Raw genomic sequence first — 17453 nt, 5'->3', positions numbered from 1 at the left:
GGGTAAGCCTCGGGGTCCAAGCGGCGCATTTCGGCCTCAATCCAGCGCTGCACCTCGGCGGTCAGCTCATCGTGCTTGCGCCCGGTGGTGGGGATGGGTTGGCCAATCGAGACTTCCACCGTGCCGGGGTAGCGCACAAAGCCATTGCGGGGCCAGCAGCGCGCGCTGGTAATGGCCACCGGCACGACGGGCACGCCACACATGCAGGCCAGGCGTGCGGCACCGCTTTTGTAGTCGCCCACTTCGCCCCGGCCCACGCGGGTGCCTTCGGGGAACATCGCCACCCACACGCCTTCGCCCAGCAGGCGCTTGCCTTGCTCGACCACCTTGTGAAACGCACGGCTGCCGTGCTTGCGGTCAATGTGAATCATGTCCATGCTGCCAATCGACCAGCCAAAAAAAGGAATGCTCAGCAGCTCTTTTTTAAACACATAGGCAATGCGCCGGGGCAGGATGCCAGGGAGCAAAAAGGTTTCAAATGTTGATTGGTGCTTGGCCAGCAGCACCACGCCCTGGTGGGGGTCGGTGGGTAAATGTTCCAAGCCTTGCACCCGGTAGCGAATGCCGCAAAACCAACGCGCCGCGTGGACGCTGAGCATCAGCCAGGCCGTGCCAATGCGCCAGCGCACCATCACCGGCAGGCCCAGGACGCGGGCCAATAAAACCCCCAAGGTGTAGGGAATGACGGTAATCACCATCCACAAGGTGTGCAAAAGAGAACGCAAAAACAGCATGGCGGGGCAGAAATCGGAAGGAAATGGGCCAGCGCAGGGTATGGGTCTTGCCAGCCGCAAGGGTCAATCAGGGGCCAGGGCGTGGGCCAGCGCCATCCAGTTGGCGTAGCGCGGCAACGGGCTTTGGGCGCAGGGCGTGCAGTCGATGTGCAAAGAGGGATCGGGCATGACCAAGGCCACCTTGGCCCCCACGGCCAGCCCGGCCTGGATGTGCGCTTGGCACAGGCCAACCACCCACAGCTCTTGGGGGGCGACCCCGCAGCGGGCGGCAATTTGCAGCAGCAGGCCAGGGGCGGGCTTGCGGCAGTCGCAGTGCTCTTCGGGGGCGTGGGGGCAGAAAAAGAAGGCTTCGATCCGCCCGCCTGCGGCATTGAGGATTTTCTGCAGGCGCTGCTGCACGGCGGTGAGCTCCGCAATCTCCAAGCTGCCTCGCCCCAAGCCGGGTTGGTTCACGGCCTGCACCACGTGCCAGCCGTGGTGGTTGAGGTGGGCAATGGCATCGGCGATGCCCGGCTGGGCTTGCCAGGTGCTGACATCCATGACGGCCCCGACGCTGTCGGGGTCGATGCTGCCCAGATAATCAAAAACCACCACTTTCATTTAGCACCCCCGTGGCATGTGGGCATTGTGGGTTCAGGCCCCGGTCCAGCGGCGCAGCACCAAGCTGGCGTTGGTGCCGCCAAAACCAAAGCTGTTGGACAGCACTTGGTTCAGCTGGGCATCGCGCGTGGTCGTGACCAGGGGCATGTCGCCCAGGGCCGGATCGGGGGTTTCGACGTTGGCCGAGCCAGCGATAAACCCCTTGTTCAGCATGATCAGGCAGTAAATCGCCTCTTGCACACCCGTGGCGCCCAGCGAGTGGCCGGTGAGTGATTTGGTGCTGGAAAACGGTGGCACGGCATCGCCAAACACGGCGCGCATGGCCCGCACTTCCTGCATATCGCCCACGGGGGTGGAGGTGCCGTGGGTGTTGATGTAGTCAATGGGCGCATCCAGGCCTTGCATGGCTTGCTGCATGCAGGCAATGGCACCGTCGCCGGACGGAGCCACCATGTCCTCGCCGTCGCTGGTGGCACCAAAGCCGACCACTTCGGCCAAGATGGTGGCCCCGCGTGCCTGGGCGTGCTCCAGACTTTCGAGCACCACGGCACCGCCGCCGCCAGCGATGACAAAGCCATCACGGTTCGCGTCGTAGGCGCGGGCGGCTTTTTCTGGGGTGGCGTTGTACTTGCTGGACATGGCACCCATGCCGTCAAACAGCAGCGACATGCCCCAGGACAGTTCTTCGCCGCCACCGGCAAACATCACGTCTTGCTGGCCCCAGGCAATTTGCTGGGCGGCCGCACCAATGCAGTGCGCCGAGGTGGAGCAGGCCGAGGTGATCGAGTAATTGATGCCCTTGACCTTGAAATTGGTCGCCAGGCAGGCCGAGACGGTGCTGCTCATGCAGCGCGTGACCTGGTAGGGGCCGACGCGGCGGATGCCTTTTTCGCGCAGGGTGTCGGCGGCCTCGATTTGGTTGGCGGGCGAGCCGCCGCCCGAGCCCATGATCAAACCGGTGCGCGGGTGCGAGATTTGCTCTGGCGTGAGGCCTGCTTGTTTGATAGCGTCTTCCAGCGCAATTTGGGAGTATGCGGCAGCATTTCCCATGAAACGCAACTGTTTGCGGTCGATGCGTGCTTCGATATCAATAGTGGGAACGCCGGCCACTTGGCTGCGCAGCCCCATTTCGGTCATTTCCGGCACGGCCTGGATGCCGCTGGTGCCGTTGCGCAAAGCCGCTTCGACCGTAGCCAAATCATTGCCAATGCACGAGACGATGCCCGCACCGGTAATTACGACGCGCCGTGGGGTCATGCCTGGCCTCCGGCCTTTTCGCCGTCGCGCAGAAACAGGCCTACGCGCAGGTCGTTGCACACATAAATTTCTTTGCCATCGGCCAGCAGTCGGGCATCGCCAATGGCCATGCACAGCTTGCGTTTGATGACGCGCTTGATGTCGATCTCGTACTTGACCAACTTCACCTCGGGGCCCACTTCGCCGGTGAATTTGACCTCGCCGGCCCCCAGGGCGCGGCCTCGGCCTGGCAGGCGCAGCCAGGTCAGGTAAAAACCAATGAGCTGCCACATGGCATCCAGCCCCAGGCAGCCGGGCATGACCGGGTCGCCTTGGAAGTGGCAATCAAAAAACCACAGATTGGGTTTGACATCCAGTTCGGCCTCGATGCGGCCCAAACCGTGGGCACCACCGTCTTCAGAGATGTGGGTGATGCGGTCAAACATCAACATGGGCGGCAGGGGCAAACGGCCACTGTCGGGGTTGAACAGTTTGCCTTCTCCGGAGGCAATCAGTTGTTCATAGGAAAAAGATTCGGCCATGGGGTTCAATACTCCGCGTTAGCAGGGACGTGCTAACTTAATTACAAATATGGGCTGCAGTGTAAAGGGTTTGAGAGGGGTTTGGCGGCGATCAGGACGTGGCGCAACGCAGTTTGCCGCGCCTGTGCTGCCACAGGGCCAAGCCCAATACCACCAGCGCCCACGCCGCCAAGGGCCACAGCCCGGTCACGGCCATCCAGCGGGCGTAGGGGGTGCGTTGCTGGTGGCCGGTGACTTCCCCGGTCAGCACGGCGCGCTGCGCCGAAGGCAGCTGCTGCACGACGTTGCCCCGGTGGTCAATGATGGCCGTGGCCCCGGTGTTGGTGGCCCGCAAGAACGGGCGCTCAAACTCCAGGGCCCGCATCTGGCTGATGTGCAAATGCTGGTCGATGGCCACGCTGTCGCCAAACCAGGCGATGTTGCTCAGGTTGGCAAAGATGGTGGGCGCTTGTGCTTCTTGGGCAAAGCGGGCGGCCAGCTCTTCGGTAAACAGGTCTTCGTAGCAGATGGTGGGGGCAATGCGCTCGCCCGCCCAGTGCAGGGACGGTTGCACCAAGGCCCCTTGGGAAAACTCCCCCAGCGGAATGTCCATCATGCGCACAAACCACTGGAACAGCGGCGGGATAAATTCGCCAAAAGGCACCAGGTGGTGCTTGTCGTAGCGGTAGGCCGAGGGCTCTGCAGGCGACCAGCCGATGACCGAATTGGTGTAGCCCTGCGCCGCGTTGCCCAAAGGCATGCCGACCAAGGCGGCCCGGTGGTCGCCCCAGGTGCTGAACCAGGAGCGCAGGCCGTCCAGGTAGCCGGGGCTCAGTTGCTGGGGCAGCAAAGGGATGGCGGTTTCTGGGGCCAGGGTCAGATCGGCCTGGCTGGCGTACAGCTGGCGGCTGTACCACTGCAGCGCCAGCGGAATGCCGGTGCCGGATTGAAATTTTTCATCCTGGGGGATATTGCCTTGCAGCAGGGCCACCGACAGGGGCGGTTGCTCGTGCCGGTAGTTGTTCAGTGTGAGCTGGCGCTGGGCATGTAGGCCAAACAGCAGCATGGCGCCATAGCCGCACATGGCCCAGATTTTCGGGTCGCGCAGGTCGCTGCGGCGCACTTGGGCCAGCAGCATGGCCAAGCCCGCCGCAGCGGCACCAATGCCGTACACCCCGACCCAGCGGGCCAGGGGAAAGAGCAGGCCGGAGATGTGCGCATACCCGCTGGCCCCCCAGGGAAAACCCGTCCAGAGCACGCCCCGGGCCAACTCGGCCAGCAGCCAGCAGGCTGCAAAAACAAGAGCATTTACCGCACGGTGGGTAAAGTTAAAGTGCTTAAAAAGCGCGCAAACAGCGGCGTAGTACAAGGCCAGAAACAGCGCCAAGGCCAGCACCCCGGCCGCCGCCAGCGGGGCCGCCAGGCCGCCGTAGGTGTGCATGGAGGTGAACAGCCACCAAAAGGTGCCCGCCAGCCAGCTGGTGCCAAACAGCCAGCCCAGCAGCGCCCCATCGCGCCGGCGCGGGGTGGCGAGCAAGGCTTTGCACAGCAGCGCCAGACTGAGCAGTTGCAGCCACCACAGGGCCGCGCCGTGGCCCGGCCAGGCCAGCGAGGCCGCGTGCAGCCAGCCCGCGGGCAGCATCGCCAAGCGCCATTGCCACGGCTGCCCGGTGGGCAACTGCGGCCAAGAGCGCTGCGGCAAGCTCAAGGTGCTCAAGATGGGGTGCTTTCTGCCGTATCTGTGGCAAGGGCTTCGGGGCGGCGCACCTGGAACCAGCGCACCGCGCCGCCTTTGGTCAGCAGCACGCGCAGCTCCAGCCCTTCCCATTGCAGCACTTGGCCCCGCCGTGGCACATGGCCCAGGGTGTGGGCCACATAGCCGCCCAGGGTGTCGAAGTTTTCCACGGCGTGCGCGGGCAGGTGCAGGTCAAACGCCTGCACGGCGCGGCTCAGGTCCAGGTCGCCAGCGACGCGGTAGCTGCCATCGGCCAGGGCGAAGATGTCGCCTTCCTCGTCGGGGGTGTCAAATTCGTCTTCAATTTCGCCGACGATTTGCTCCAGCACATCCTCCATCGTGACCAGTCCGGCGATGTTGCCAAACTCATCGACGACGATGGACAGGTGGTAGTGGTTGCTGCGAAATTCGCGCAGCAAATCGTACAGGCCCTTGGTTTCCGGGATGAAGTTCACCGGGCGCAGCAAGGCGCGCAGCTTCAAGGTGGGCGAGCGCTGCAGCTTGAGCAGGTCTTTGGCCATGAGCACGCCAATGATGTTTTCGCGTGCGCCTTCGTACACCGGAAAGCGCGAATGCGCGGTGCGAATGACCTGGTCGAGCAGGGCTTCAAAAGGGGCGTGAATGTCCAGCACGTCCATGCGGGGGGCCGGCACCATGATGTCGCCGGCCGTGCGGTCGGCCATGCGGATCACGCCTTCGAGCATGGCCAGGGCCTCGGGGCTGATGATGGCTTTGTCTTCTGCTTCGGCCAGGGTTTCGATCAGCGCGTCAGGCGTATCGGGGCTGGGGTGGAGAAATTCTTGAAACTTCTGCCAGAAAGAGCGTTTATCGTCCCGCTCTGGGTGGGAATCGGACACAGTGGTCAGTGCGTGTTATCGCGCAAGTGAAACAAGGCGCTAAGAATAGCCGATTGCGCAGCGATTTTCGCCAGGATAGGCGGCTGCGCTGCAGGGCTATCGGCCACCACTGGCCCGCAGCCATTGCTTTTTCAGAAAGTAATCGGCATCGGCAAAGCGTTGCTCTAAACGCTGCGCCAAGCGTGTATCCATAGCAGGAGCCGGCAGCTGCAAATAGGCTTCAGCCTCAGTTCCGTAGTAAACCACGCGGGCACCAGCGTTGATAGCTATCTTTAGCATTGCGCTGTTTTGCGTGAGTGCGTGGATGCACATGGTTTTCACGTTGCGGTTGCGGGCGTGCATGCCAGCGCGGGCAAACAGGCGCGCACCCAGGCCCAGCCCACGGGCACTTTTCAGTACCGATACGCCAAACTCAGCATCGGCCTGGGGCGTAGCGCCGTAGCCCAAATGCGCCATGGCGATCAATTGCAGGCGGCGGTTGAAAACGCCAAACACCTCGTCGCGGGTGAAGTCGAGTTTTTCGACGTAGCGGGTAATTTGCGCATCGTTGGCGAGGTAGCCAAAGCGCAAGAAGCGGTCGGCATCACTAAGCTGCAGCAGGTGGTGGAGCACCAAGGGCCGGTGTTTGGCCTTCAGGGTGCGAATGGGCACCACCTTGGGCAGCAAGGGGCGGGCCGTGAAGCGGCGCAGAAAGGACTGGATGGAAGACAACATGGTACAAGCAAATAGGGGTAAACCCTTGAATGCCTGCATTGCACCATAAGTGCGGCTTCCCCATGAGTCCTAGGGTAAATACCAATACGTTGGTGTGGTGTTGGTGTGGCTTAGAGCGGTACCGAGGTGGTGCCTTTGACGCGGTCCAGGACAAAGCTGGTTTTGCAGTCTTGCACGCTGGGATGCTGCAACAAGGTGTCCATGATGAAGCGGCTGTAGTGCGCCATATCACTGACGACCACTTGCAGCAGGTAATCCATCTCGCCCGTCAGCGAGGCGCATTCGACCACTTCGGGCCACGCCTGCACGCTTTCGCGGAACGCGTCCATCGGGCTGCGCTTGTGGATGCCAGCGCCTTTTTCCAGGCGCACATTGAGGTAGGCGGTCAGGCCCAGGCCGACTTTGGCCGGGGCGATGAGGGCGACGTAGCGCTCAATGATGCCCACATCCTCCAGGCGCTTGACGCGGCGCAGCACGGCGCTGGGCGACAGGCCCACTTGCTCGCCAATCACATCGTAGGTTTGGCGGCCATTTTCTTGTAAGCGGCGCAAGATGGCGCGGTCGAGTTTGTCAATATTGTGTAGGTCGGTCATGGCAGATTTTTTTAATGGCGTTTTGCGCAGGTTGCTGCATTTTTATCAAGTTTTTGGGGTTTTGAAAGCAGTTTTATTGCGCAAATGGGGAGGGGGCCCCTCGGGAATTTACCTGATTCGCTTGACGTTTACGTAAACGAGAATGTGCCACTATGTCTGATTTTTCTACCGTGGGCCCCTTGTGGCCAGAAATGCGCTTTGTGCAACGCAGTTGGCTCAGTGCCAACAACATCGTCTTCAACCAAGGGCGGACCGCCGTGGTCGATACCGGTTACTGCACCGAGGCGGCGGCCACCGTGCAAGGGGTGCGCCAGGCGCTGCAGGGGCAAACGCTGGCGCACATTGTGAACACCCATTTGCACAGCGACCATTGCGGTGGCAATGCGGCGCTGCAGGCGGCTTGGCCCCAGGTGCAAACCTGGGTTGCACCAGGGCAATTGGCCTTGGTGCAGGAGTGGGACCCGGTGGGCCTGAGCTATACCCCGACGGGGCAGCGCTGCCCGCAGTTTCGTGCTGATGGGGTGGTGCAACCGGGTACTACCGTGCGGCTGGGCTTGCGCGATTGGCAAGTGCATGCGGCCCCAGGGCATGATCCGCATTCGGTCGTTTTGTTTGAGCCGCAGCGGCGCTTGTTGATTTCGGCCGATGCGCTGTGGGAGCGCGGGTTTGGTGTGGTTTTCCCTGAACTTGAGGGCGAGCAGGCCTTTGCCGAGGTGGAGGCCACGCTGGAGGTGATCGAGCAATTGCAACCCGAGTGGGTGTTGCCCGGTCATGGCGGTATGTTCAGCGATGTGGCGGGGGCGCTGGCCGTGGCCCGCAAACGCTTGGCCGACTTTCAGGCCGACCCCCAGCGCCATGCGCAGTACGCGGCCAAGGTGTTGTTGAAATACAAATTGCTGGAATGGCAGCAGGCCAGCTGCCAGCAAGTGCAGGATTGGTGCGCCAGCACGCCGCTGATGCAGCAGATGCGCCAGCGCTACTTTGCCGATCAAGACCCTGCGGCCTGGGTGCTAGCGCTTTTGCAGGCGCTGGCGGCGGCCCGGGCGGTGGTGTGGGAGGGCGATCAGGTGCGCAATGTGGATTGATATTTGAAGCTGTTTGCGCTTTTTATTATTGGTTTTAATGGTGTTAATCCGTTTAAATCAATGTATTTAAAGCGCAAGCAGCTATCAAATTTAAGGTAGTTCTTTGTTGTACGCCACAGGGGTGTTTTTCGGCCCCACCAGCCCCAGGCGGGAGCGCAGCGATTGGGGGTGGCCGGTGATGGCGGCGGCGTAGTTGGTGGTGTTGGCCAGCACCTTTTTCACATAGTCGCGCGTTTCGGTGAAGGGCACGTTTTCGGCCCAAATCGCCGCATCCAGCACCGGGCCGTTGCGCCAGTTGCGCGGGCGACCGGGGCCAGCGTTGTACCCAGCGGCGGCCAGCGCCATGGAGCCATCAAAATCGTCCAGCGCCAGCTTGAGGTAGGCGGTGCCGATGGTGATGTTCACATCGTGCTGGTTGATCATCGAGGGCTGAAAATCGGTCATGCCGATTTTTTTGGCCGTCCACTTGGCCGTGGCGGGCATCACCTGCATCAGCCCGGAGGCCCCGACATGGGAGCGTGCGTCCATGATGAAGCGGCTTTCCTGGCGGATCAGTCCGTACACATAGGCGGGATCAAGCCCAATGGTGCGGGCACGGGTAACCACCTCGTCTTTGAACGGCATCGGGTAGCGCTGCTGCCAGCTCACAAAGCTCTTGGTGCGCTCGCTGGTGTTGATGCAGCGGTCCCACACCTGGGCTTGGCAGGCGATGGCGGCGGCGGCCAGCAGATCGCGGTCCTGCATGCCGCCGGGTTGGTGCAGGTTGGTGGTGTAGTTCCATTCGCGCACGCCTTCGCTGCGCAGGCCGATGCGGATGGCATACAGCGCCCGCGTCAGGCCGGGGTTGGCGTTGGCGCGGGCGATTTCCTCGGCGGTGGGCGGCTGCGGCTCGGGCGGCGGCAGCACGGCTTGCCCAAGGTCTTCAGCGGCCAGTTGTTCGTAGAAGCCATTGACACCGGCAATGCTGCCCAGCAAGGCCTGGGCGCGTGCCTGGTCGGCGGGTGTGCCCTGGGTCAGCAGGGCTCGGGCCTGCCAGTACACCCAGGTGCTGTCTTGCTGTTGCGCGGGGGACATGGCGGCGATGGCGCGCTGCACCTTGTCCCATTGGCCAGCACGCAAGGCGGCACGGGCCAGCCAGGCCAGGCTGTCGTCGTTCAGGTCGGTCAGCTGTTTGACTTGGGCAAAATAATCCAGCGCATTGTCAGACAGGCGGCGGGCGGCCACTTTGCCGATCATGCCCCAGACCCAGTGCTGCTCTTCGGCGGACAGCGATTGTTGCCAGCGCGTGCGCAGCAATTGCGCGGCCTGGTCCGGGTCGCTGCTGGCCAGTCGAATTAGTGCCAGTGTGGCCAGGGCGGGCGGTGGGGTGGTTTTGGGGTTGCTCAGGTATGCCTGCGGGGATTTGAACAGCCCGGCCAGGGCATCCACGTGCTGCGGTGCAACGATGGCCAGCGCATTGCGCGCGGTGCTCAGTTGGTTGCGTTCGGCCCCCAGGCGGGCACGCTGCCACACGGCCAGGGCGGGCAGTTGCTCGGCGGCGTACAGGGTGCTGGCGGCGTATGTGCAGCCATCGTCATTGGCGGGCTGGCCCATCCACAGTTGTTGCAGTTCTGTGCTGGCGTGCTGGGGCAGGCGGCCTTCGATGCTGGCAATGGCCAAGTCGTAGCAGCGCAGCTGCTTGTCGTCTTGCATCCGAAATTCGGTGTGCAGGCGTTCAAATTCTGCCCAGTTGCGCCGCTGGCCCAGCAGCAGCAGCCAGTCGTTGCGCAGGCGGTCTTCTTGGTAGGTGCCGCGCCAGCGCTGCAGGAAGTCTTCCACCTCTTGGGCCGTGGCGCTGCTTAGCCGTGCCTTTAGTGCCCAGTAGTGCCCCCAGACTTCCAGCGGGTGGCCTTGGATGGCCGGGAGCAGGGAGGTTAGCGTCCGCAGGTCCTGTTTGCGCGAGGCTTGTTGCATCTGCAGCAGCACCTCATCTGCGGCAGACTGCGCGAAAACAACGCCAGGACAGGTCAAAGTAGTGGCCAAAGCCACCAGCGGTGTCAAAATTGCAAGCCGTTTCATTCTGTGGATTATGTGATGGACAAAGTAGCCCTGCGCCGAAGTTTGGTGCAAGCCCGTTTGCAAATGCCCCATCGGCAGCAGAGCACGCACGACCTGCAAAGTGCCATGCGCATTTGGTTGGTGGGCCGTGCCGATACGGTGATTGGTGCGTATTGGCCAATCAAAGGGGAATTTGACCCTTTGCCTGTCCTGCACCGCTGGAAGGAAGATGGCGAGCTGCTGGACAAACCCCAGCTGCGCCGCATTGGCTTGCCGGTGATTGATAAGCAAACCAAGACCATGCGTTTTCATGTGTGGTATCCGGGGTGCCCGATGGAAGAGGATGCCTACGGGATTCCCAAGCCCAAAGACACGGAGGTGATTGAGCCGACGTTGCTGTTTGTGCCCTGTGTGGGCTATGGCGCGGGGGGGTATCGCTTGGGCTACGGCGGTGGTTTTTATGACCGCACCTTGGCGCAATTGCAGCCCAAACCGTTCACTGTTGGTTTGGGGTTTGCGCAAGGGTATATTGATTGCTTTGAGCCCGAGCCGCACGACCAGCCCCTGGATGCCATATTGAACAACTACGGTGCAGTCTGGCCCGTCGGGTGATGGCGCATGGGCTGTGCTGGGTTGGTGCTGCTAGTAACTACTATGTACGATGAAATACCGTGTGCCAGCAGACAGCAGTGCAGGCAAGATACAGTCAAACGTTTTGCGCCATCGCATTGAAAGCGCAAGAAATTGCGCCAAGCAGCCAAGAAGTGCAGTTTTCTCCCTTTAGTTTTCGTATTTGACTGCTCGGCAGTCTGACAAAATCCCGCCTATGTTTGCCATCATTGGTTATGTTATTGCTTTTGGCTGCGTTTTCGGTGTGTATATATTGCACGGCGGCAACGTGGATGTTTTGGCTAAGGCCTTGCCCTTTGAGATGGCCACCATTGGTGGCTCAGCCCTGGGTGCGTTCTTGGTATCCAATCCTCCCAAGGTGCTAAAAGCCACCATCGCTGCCGTGGCGGCTGCCTTTAAAGGGGGAAAACAGAACAAAGCCCGGTTCATGGACTTGCTGGCCTTGCTCTATGACATTTTGCAAAAAGCCCGCAAAGAGGGCTTGATGTCCATTGAAGGCGATGTGGAGGAGCCGCAGAACTCCCCCATGTTTCAAAAATACCCTGCGCTGTTGGCCGATCACCATTTGGTCGATTTCATGACCGATTACCTGCGCATGATGGTCTCGGGCAACCTCAACTCCCATGAGATTGAATCGCTCATGGACAACGAAATTGATGCCCACCACCAAGAGGCGCACCGTCCGGTGGTCGCTTTGCAGCGGCTGGCTGGTGCTTTGCCTGCCTTTGGTATCGTGGCCGCCGTGCTGGGGGTGGTAAACACCATGGGCTCGGTGGGGCAGCCCCCCTCGGTGTTGGGTGGGATGATTGCTTCGGCGCTGGTCGGGACGTTTTTGGGGATTTTGCTGGCCTACGCTTTGGTCGAACCCATGGCCTGCTTGGTCGAGCACAACGTGCAAGATGCCTCCAAAGAGTTCGATTGCATCAAATGCACCTTGATTGCCAGTATGCAAGGCTACAACCCGCCCACAGCGATTGAGTTTGGCCGCAAAGTTCTCTTCTCGACAGAGCGCCCCGGTTTTCTTGAGCTCGAATCCCACGTCAAGGGCAAGAAGTAAATGGCAACCGCACCCCAGGGCCAGGCGGGAGGGAGTGAAAAAAAACTCCAGCCCATCATCATCAAGCGCGTTAAGAAAAACGCACATGGTGTGCATGGCGGCGCGTGGAAGATTGCTTACGCTGACTTTGTCACCGCCATGATGGCGTTTTTCCTCTTGATGTGGCTGCTCGGCTCCACAGCCAAAGGGGATTTGCAAGGCATTGCCGCCTACTTTAATTCGCCGCTGAAAGTGGCCATGCAGGGCGGGGATGGGGCCGGTAACAGCTCCAGCATCATTCCTGGGGGCGGCACTGATTTGGCCCGCATCAGCGGGCAGGTCAAGCGCTCTGACACAGATGCCGACACCAATCGGCGCCGTGATATGGATGCCAAATCCCGTCGGGCACAAGAAGATGCGCAGCGCATCAAGGCCTTGCAGGCCAAGATTGATGCGGTGATTTCCAGCAATGCCACGCTCAACGAGTACCGTTCGCAGATCCGCATGGACATCACCCCGGATGGCTTGCAGATTCAAATTGTGGATGAGCAAAACCGCCCCATGTTTGACATTGGCAGCGCCATCGTCAAACCCTATATGCGCGTTATTCTGCGAGAGGTGGGAGCAGCCCTGGGTGGGGTAGAAAATCGCATCAGCTTAGCTGGGCACACCGATGCCGCACCTTACGGCAATGGCGAGCGCGGGTATAGCAACTGGGAGTTGTCCACCGATCGCGCCAATGCTTCACGCCGGGAGCTGGTTTCTGCGGGCATGCCCGATGACAAGCTGGCCCGGGTCGTCGGCCTCTCCTCCATGGATTTGTTATTGCCGGACCAACCACGGGCACCGCAAAACCGGCGCATTACGATTACTGTGCTCACACGCGAAGCCGAAGAGCGCTTGCTGGGGAAAAATTTCCAGCCAGTCACGCAGCAAACGGATGTTCCTGAGGTGCTGACAGGGCAAACCCCGGACAATCGACCCTTTGAACCAGCGACAATACCCGCACCTGTAGATGCAGCGAAGGGGCCATCCGCCGCCCCTGAAGCTGCAAGACCTTAACGATAACTTTTCACCGAAAGGGGCCCGATGTGGCAAACACTGCCCTTCGTTTTTTAATTGTTGATGACTTCTCCACCATGCGCCGGATCGTGCGCAACCTGCTCAAAGAGAGCGGGTTCTCTGAGGCCGATGAGGCTGAAGATGGTGTAGCGGCCTTGCAAAAGCTGCGCAGCAGCAAGTTCGACTTCGTGGTGACCGATATCAATATGCCCAACATGAACGGCTTTCAGCTGTTGGCAGAAGTGAAGTCGGACGAAAAACTCAAACACCTGCCCGTGCTGATGGTGACCGCTGAAGCCCGCAAAGAGGATATTGTGGCTGCCGCCCAAGGCGGGGCTGCTGGCTATATCGTGAAACCTTTTACCAAGGCCACCTTGGAAGAGAAGGTGACCCTGATCCTGAAAAAACAAGGATTGGCGTAAAACACCATGCAAGAAGATCTGCCCAATCCTCCCGTTGATGCGCCTGCAGCCGGTTTGGGGCAGGACGATGTTCACAACAAGCTGGGGCTGCTCACGCGCCAGTTGCACGATGCCTTGCGCGAGCTGGGCTACGCTGATCGCTTGCGCAGCTCGGCCGACAAGCTGCCCGATGCCCAAAATCGGCTGTCGTACATCGCCCGTTTAACCGGTGAGGCGGCCGAGAAAGTGTTGAGCTTGGTGGATGACGCAAAAGTGCGCCAAACCAATATCGTCAATGCCACCAAGCAGATGCGCCAGTCCATGATTGCCGACCCAGTCGCTGCGGTGGCCAAGGGGCACATCATGAACTACCTGGAGGACATGGAGACCGCCACTGAAATTGTCGATCAGCAACTGACCGACATCATGATGGCCCAGGACTTTCATGACCTCACTGGGCAGGTGATTGCCAAGGTGGTTACCTTGGCCTCCAGCCTGGAGAGCCAGCTGGTGGAGTTGCTGGTGCAAACCGCCCCGGCCGGTGCGGTGCTCCCAGCGGCACCTGCCCAGCCCCCTGCGCCGCCGGTGCCTGAGGCGGTGGATGCCGAAGATGTCTGGGCCGCAGCGTTGGCTGAAGGCCAGCCCATTGCCCATCCCGAGCTCAATGGCCCGGTGGTCGATCCAGCCAGCACCCCCAACGTGGTGTCCTCCCAGTCCGAGGTGGATGATTTGCTGGCCAGCCTGGGTTTTTAATGTAAATAGATAAAAGGTTTGAAACGCTTGCTGGATAAGCGTTTGCAGCTCCTGTTTTTATTATTGCCTTGCGTCTTTTGCAAGATAAACAGCCCTTAAAGCGGGCTTATCCATCCTTTGCATTCTTTCCAGATCCGGACAATGGCATGAGACCTTACCTCTCATGCCACCATGGAATCGAGCCAAGATAAATCCCTCCCAGCCACCGCCAGGAAGCTGCAAAAGACCCGTAGCGAGGGCCAGACCTCGCGCTCGCGGGACTTGTCGCATCTGGCGGTTTTAGGCATCGGCTGTGCGGTGGTGTTGGCCGGTGGCCCCACCCTGTTGCAGCACCTGCGCATCGAGATGCGCCAGCAGTTCACCTTTGATGGGGCCACGGTGCTGGTGCCGCATGTGATGCTTGAGCGCCTGGTCAGCATGATGGGTCTGGGCATCCTGGGGGTGCTGGTGTTTGCCCTGTGCATCAATGTGGCGACGATTTTGCTCAGTCTGATGTCCGGCGGCTGGGTGTTCAGCTGGACACCCATCATGCCCAAATTCAGCAAGATCAACCCCTTGGCGGGCTTGGGTAACGTGTTTTCCAAGCAGCAATTGGTCACGGCGATCAAAAACGTTTTTCTGACGCTGATTTTGGGATTTATCGCTTGGCTGCACATTCGCGATGGCGTGGCACATGTGGCCAAGTTGCCCGCGCAGGGCAGCCCGATGGCCTTGGCCATGGCGGGCGATTGGATTTTGTCGGGCCTCATGCTGCTGATGCTGGTGGTGTTCATCGTGGCCCTGATTGATGTGCCCTTGCAAAAATTCCTGTTCTTGCAGCGCTTGAAAATGAGCCACCAAGAGGTCAAACAAGAGCACAAAGAGTCTGAAGGCAGCCCTGAAGTCAAGGGAAAAATTCGCCAAAAGCAGCGCGAGATGGCGCACCGTGCTTCGGTTTCGCGCGTGCCGGCGGCCGATTTTGTTGTCACCAACCCCACCCATTACGCCGTGGCGCTGCGCTATGACGAGGCCACCATGAGCGCCCCCCAAGTCGTGGCCATGGGCGCAGATTTGATTGCGCTGAAGATTCGGGAAGTGGCCAAAGCCCACAGCGTCCCCGTGTTGGAGTCGCCCATGCTGGCGCGGGCGCTGTACGCCCATGCGGAAATTGACCAAACCATTCCAGCCCAGCTCTACACCGCTGTGGCGCAGGTGCTGGCCTATGTGTATCGGTTGAAAGCCAGCCTGCGTGGCGAAGCGCCAGCCCCCGGTGATTTGGCCCCACCCGATGTTCCAGAAGAGCTGGATCCGCATAACAAGAAACGTTTTGCGGAATAAAAACCATAAATAGCGTTGAAATAAAAGGGAAGCGTGCTATGAGTACCGCAAATTTAAAAAATCTTCAGCAATGGGCCGGCCAAAATGGCTGGGCTGTGCAAGGCTTGGCGGCCCCCATCTTGGTGGTGGCCATCTTGGCCTTGATGGTGCTGCCGATTGCCCCGTGGATGCTGGACACCTTCTTCACGCTGAACATCGCCCTGGCGCTGATGGTGATGATGGTGGCGGCGTACATGGTCAAGCCGCTGGACTTTGCTGCCTTCCCGTCGGTGCTGCTGCTCACCACTTTGATGCGTTTGTCGCTGAACGTGGCCTCGACCCGCGTGGTTTTGCTCGAAGGGCACACCGGCCCCGGTGCGGCTGGGGCGGTGATTGAGGCCTTTGGCCACTTCTTGATTGGCGGCAACTTTGCCGTGGGTTTGATCGTGTTTGCTATTTTGGTGGTCATCAACTTCATGGTGGTGACCAAGGGGGCTGAGCGCATTGCCGAGGTGTCCGCCCGCTTTACCTTGGATGCCATGCCGGGCAAGCAAATGGCCGTGGATGCCGACTTGAATGCCGGCCTGATCGACGAGGCCGAAGCTAAGACCCGCCGCCTGGAGGTACAGGAAGAGGCGAACTTCTTTGGCTCCATGGACGGTGCCAGCAAGTTTGTGCGCGGCGATGCGGTGGCGGGGATTTTGATTTTGATCATCAACATCATCGGCGGCTTTGCCATCGGCATGGCCCAGCACGGCCTGTCGGCGGGCGAGGCGGCCAACAGCTACGTCTTGCTGGCCGTGGGCGATGCGCTGGTCGCGCAGATTCCTGGTTTGCTCATTTCGGTGGCTGCGGCCATGGTGATTTCGCGCGTGGGCAAGGACAACGACACCGGCAAGCAAATTGCTGCGCAGATGTTCATGTCGCCCCGGGCCTTGGGCATTACGGCCGGCATTTTGATCTTGCTGGGGGTGGTTCCGGGCATGCCGCACACCGTATTTTTGCTGATGGGCTGCGCCTTTGGCTACGGCGCTTGGCTGGCCATGCGGGCGAAAAACAAACCCAAAGAAACCCCCGAGCAGCTCGCTGCCGCGCAAGAGGCGCTGGCTGCGCCGCAGCAAGAAACCGAGGCCACCTGGGACGACTTGCAGCCCGTGGATCTGCTGGGCCTGGAGCTGGGCTACCGCCTGATTGCCCTGGTGGATAAAAAGCGCCAAGGCGATTTGCTCACCCGCATCAAAGGCGTGCGCCGCAAATTTGCCCAGGAAGTGGGCTTTTTGCCCCCTGCCGTGCATGTGCGCGACAACCTCGAACTCAAGCCCAGCGCTTACCGCATCACCCTGCGCGGGGTGATGGTGGGCGAGGGCGAAGCCTTCCCTGGCATGTATTTGGCGATCAACCCCGGTGGCATTACCACGCCACTGATCGGCACCCCCACCACCGACCCGGCCTTTGGCTTGCCCGCTCACTGGATTGACGAGCGCCAAAAAGAAGCGGCACAAATGGCAGGCTTTACCGTCGTTGATTCGGAAACTGTGATGGCAACACATTTGTCACACTTGATGCAAATGCATGCCGCCAAGTTACTGAGCCGCGCCGAGGTTCAGCAGCTGGTGGATCACGTGGCCAAAGTGGCCCCCCGGTTGATTGAAGAGGTCATTCCAAAAATGGTGCCGATTACTGTGTTCCAAAAAGTTCTGCAGCTGCTGCTGGAGGATGCGGTGCACATTCGTGACATCCGCACCATTATTGAAACCCTGGCGGAAAACGCCGGGCACACCCAAGACCCGGTGGAGCTGGCGCGGCGCGTGCGCATTGCCTTGGCCCCGGCCATCGTGCAACAAATTTATGGCCCCACCCGCGAGTTGAATGTGATTGCCATCGAACCCGGTTTAGAGCGTCTGCTGGTGCAAGCGCTGACCAATGCCAACGGCCCGTCGTTGGACCCGGGCGTGGCCGATGTGCTGACGCAGCGGGCCGCCGAGGTGGCCAACCAGCAAGAGGAGCTGGGCATGCCGGCCTGCCTGCTGGTGCCCGACCAAATTCGCAATGCCATCGCCCGTCTCGTGCGCCGTGTGGCCCCGCGCCTGCAAGTGCTGGCGCACAGTGAAATTCCCGAAACGCATTCGATCCGCATCGGCCCGATTCTTAAAGGTGCATAAC

The 17453-nt window shown here is 60.6% G+C and carries 17 protein-coding genes; 8 read left to right on the top strand and 9 right to left on the bottom strand.

The features are described from left to right. The 8 genes from J1777_RS11155 to J1777_RS11120 form a co-directional block, all read right to left on the bottom strand. A partial coding sequence (locus tag J1777_RS11155; protein ID WP_207575772.1) for a lysophospholipid acyltransferase family protein occupies nucleotides 1-734 on the bottom strand: 734 nt, incomplete at its 3' end. 63 nt (nucleotides 735-797) lie between these two features. After that, entirely contained in the window at nucleotides 798-1334 is a 537-nt protein-coding gene (locus J1777_RS11150) for a D-glycero-alpha-D-manno-heptose-1,7-bisphosphate 7-phosphatase (protein ID WP_207575771.1), read from the bottom strand. A gap of 33 nt (nucleotides 1335-1367) precedes the next feature. Next, on the bottom strand, nucleotides 1368-2591 hold the full coding sequence (gene fabB / locus J1777_RS11145) for a beta-ketoacyl-ACP synthase I (RefSeq protein WP_207575770.1): 1224 nt from the start codon (nucleotides 2589-2591) through the stop codon (nucleotides 1368-1370). Beyond that, complete coding sequence (gene fabA, locus J1777_RS11140; RefSeq protein ID WP_207575769.1) at nucleotides 2588-3112, bottom strand: bifunctional 3-hydroxydecanoyl-ACP dehydratase/trans-2-decenoyl-ACP isomerase; 525 nt, start codon at nucleotides 3110-3112, stop codon at nucleotides 2588-2590. Before fabA ends, fabB begins: the two co-directional genes overlap by 4 nt. Before the next feature lie 91 nt (nucleotides 3113-3203). After that, the gene (lnt, locus tag J1777_RS11135) at nucleotides 3204-4733 is read right to left on the bottom strand and encodes an apolipoprotein N-acyltransferase (RefSeq protein WP_207575773.1); all 1530 of its coding nucleotides are present in this window, start codon (nucleotides 4731-4733) and stop codon (nucleotides 3204-3206) included. Between the two features lie 71 nt (nucleotides 4734-4804). After that, nucleotides 4805-5683 (bottom strand): transporter associated domain-containing protein, encoded by an 879-nt coding sequence (locus J1777_RS11130; protein WP_207575768.1) that lies wholly within the window; start codon nucleotides 5681-5683, stop codon nucleotides 4805-4807. Between the two features lie 96 nt (nucleotides 5684-5779). Continuing rightward, nucleotides 5780-6397 (bottom strand): GNAT family N-acetyltransferase, encoded by a 618-nt coding sequence (locus J1777_RS11125; protein ID WP_207575767.1) that lies wholly within the window; start codon nucleotides 6395-6397, stop codon nucleotides 5780-5782. A 110-nt stretch (nucleotides 6398-6507) separates the two neighbouring features. After that, entirely contained in the window at nucleotides 6508-6990 is a 483-nt protein-coding gene (locus tag J1777_RS11120) for an Lrp/AsnC family transcriptional regulator (protein ID WP_207575766.1), read from the bottom strand. 152 nt (nucleotides 6991-7142) lie between these two features. Here J1777_RS11120 and J1777_RS11115 point away from each other — a divergent pair, with 152 nt between their 5' ends. Beyond that, nucleotides 7143-8075, top strand: coding sequence for an MBL fold metallo-hydrolase (locus J1777_RS11115; protein WP_207575765.1), 933 nt, complete (start codon nucleotides 7143-7145; stop codon nucleotides 8073-8075). 90 nt (nucleotides 8076-8165) lie between these two features. Here the strand turns inward: J1777_RS11115 and J1777_RS11110 are convergent, their stop codons facing one another. Beyond that, nucleotides 8166-10133: a lytic transglycosylase domain-containing protein gene (locus tag J1777_RS11110; protein WP_207575764.1), complete on the bottom strand. Its 1968-nt coding sequence runs from the start codon at nucleotides 10131-10133 to the stop codon at nucleotides 8166-8168. Nucleotides 10134-10148: 15 nt separating this feature from the next. Here J1777_RS11110 and J1777_RS11105 point away from each other — a divergent pair, with 15 nt between their 5' ends. The 7 genes from J1777_RS11105 to flhA all read left to right on the top strand — a co-directional run bounded on the left by J1777_RS11105 (nucleotide 10149) and on the right by flhA (nucleotide 17452). Continuing rightward, nucleotides 10149-10724, top strand: a complete 576-nt coding sequence (locus tag J1777_RS11105) for a 5-formyltetrahydrofolate cyclo-ligase (protein WP_207575763.1) — start codon at nucleotides 10149-10151, stop codon at nucleotides 10722-10724. Between the two features lie 214 nt (nucleotides 10725-10938). Beyond that, nucleotides 10939-11799: a flagellar motor stator protein MotA gene (gene motA, locus J1777_RS11100; RefSeq protein WP_207575762.1), complete on the top strand. Its 861-nt coding sequence runs from the start codon at nucleotides 10939-10941 to the stop codon at nucleotides 11797-11799. Continuing rightward, entirely contained in the window at nucleotides 11800-12840 is a 1041-nt protein-coding gene (gene motB, locus J1777_RS11095; protein WP_207575761.1) for a flagellar motor protein MotB, read from the top strand. 29 nt (nucleotides 12841-12869) lie between these two features. Further along, on the top strand, nucleotides 12870-13262 hold the full coding sequence (gene cheY, locus J1777_RS11090; RefSeq protein ID WP_207575760.1) for a chemotaxis response regulator CheY: 393 nt from the start codon (nucleotides 12870-12872) through the stop codon (nucleotides 13260-13262). 6 nt (nucleotides 13263-13268) lie between these two features. Then, nucleotides 13269-13994: a protein phosphatase CheZ gene (locus J1777_RS11085; protein WP_207575759.1), complete on the top strand. Its 726-nt coding sequence runs from the start codon at nucleotides 13269-13271 to the stop codon at nucleotides 13992-13994. Nucleotides 13995-14165: 171 nt separating this feature from the next. Next, complete coding sequence (gene flhB, locus J1777_RS11080; RefSeq protein WP_207575758.1) at nucleotides 14166-15311, top strand: flagellar biosynthesis protein FlhB; 1146 nt, start codon at nucleotides 14166-14168, stop codon at nucleotides 15309-15311. Nucleotides 15312-15349: 38 nt separating this feature from the next. After that, entirely contained in the window at nucleotides 15350-17452 is a 2103-nt protein-coding gene (flhA, locus tag J1777_RS11075) for a flagellar biosynthesis protein FlhA (RefSeq protein WP_207575757.1), read from the top strand. Nucleotide 17453: the final 1 nt, after the last annotated feature.

The sequence above is a fragment of the Comamonas denitrificans genome (genome assembly GCF_017368815.1).
Taxonomy (GTDB): domain Bacteria; phylum Pseudomonadota; class Gammaproteobacteria; order Burkholderiales; family Burkholderiaceae_C; genus Comamonas; species Comamonas denitrificans.
Note: the sequence above shows the minus strand (reverse complement) of the source record. Positions and strands in the feature narration are given on the sequence as shown.

Bases quoted from the DNA above. Each gene is read 5' to 3' on its own strand.
- fabA (WP_207575769.1), bottom strand. From the start codon at position 3,112: ATGGCCGAATCTTTTTCCTATGAACAACTGATTGCCTCCGGAGAAGGC.
- fabB (WP_207575770.1), bottom strand. From the start codon at position 2,591: ATGACCCCACGGCGCGTCGTAATTACCGGTGCGGGCATCGTCTCGTGC.
- flhB (WP_207575758.1), top strand. From the start codon at position 14,166: ATGGAATCGAGCCAAGATAAATCCCTCCCAGCCACCGCCAGGAAGCTG.
- lnt (WP_207575773.1), bottom strand. From the start codon at position 4,733: ATGCTGCCCGCGGGCTGGCTGCACGCGGCCTCGCTGGCCTGGCCGGGC.
- J1777_RS11085 (WP_207575759.1), top strand. From the start codon at position 13,269: ATGCAAGAAGATCTGCCCAATCCTCCCGTTGATGCGCCTGCAGCCGGT.
- J1777_RS11150 (WP_207575771.1), bottom strand. From the start codon at position 1,334: ATGAAAGTGGTGGTTTTTGATTATCTGGGCAGCATCGACCCCGACAGC.
- J1777_RS11120 (WP_207575766.1), bottom strand. From the start codon at position 6,990: ATGACCGACCTACACAATATTGACAAACTCGACCGCGCCATCTTGCGC.
- flhA (WP_207575757.1), top strand. From the start codon at position 15,350: ATGAGTACCGCAAATTTAAAAAATCTTCAGCAATGGGCCGGCCAAAAT.
- J1777_RS11110 (WP_207575764.1), bottom strand. From the start codon at position 10,133: ATGAAACGGCTTGCAATTTTGACACCGCTGGTGGCTTTGGCCACTACT.
- motA (WP_207575762.1), top strand. From the start codon at position 10,939: ATGTTTGCCATCATTGGTTATGTTATTGCTTTTGGCTGCGTTTTCGGT.
- J1777_RS11115 (WP_207575765.1), top strand. From the start codon at position 7,143: ATGTCTGATTTTTCTACCGTGGGCCCCTTGTGGCCAGAAATGCGCTTT.
- motB (WP_207575761.1), top strand. From the start codon at position 11,800: ATGGCAACCGCACCCCAGGGCCAGGCGGGAGGGAGTGAAAAAAAACTC.
- J1777_RS11125 (WP_207575767.1), bottom strand. From the start codon at position 6,397: ATGTTGTCTTCCATCCAGTCCTTTCTGCGCCGCTTCACGGCCCGCCCC.
- J1777_RS11105 (WP_207575763.1), top strand. From the start codon at position 10,149: ATGGACAAAGTAGCCCTGCGCCGAAGTTTGGTGCAAGCCCGTTTGCAA.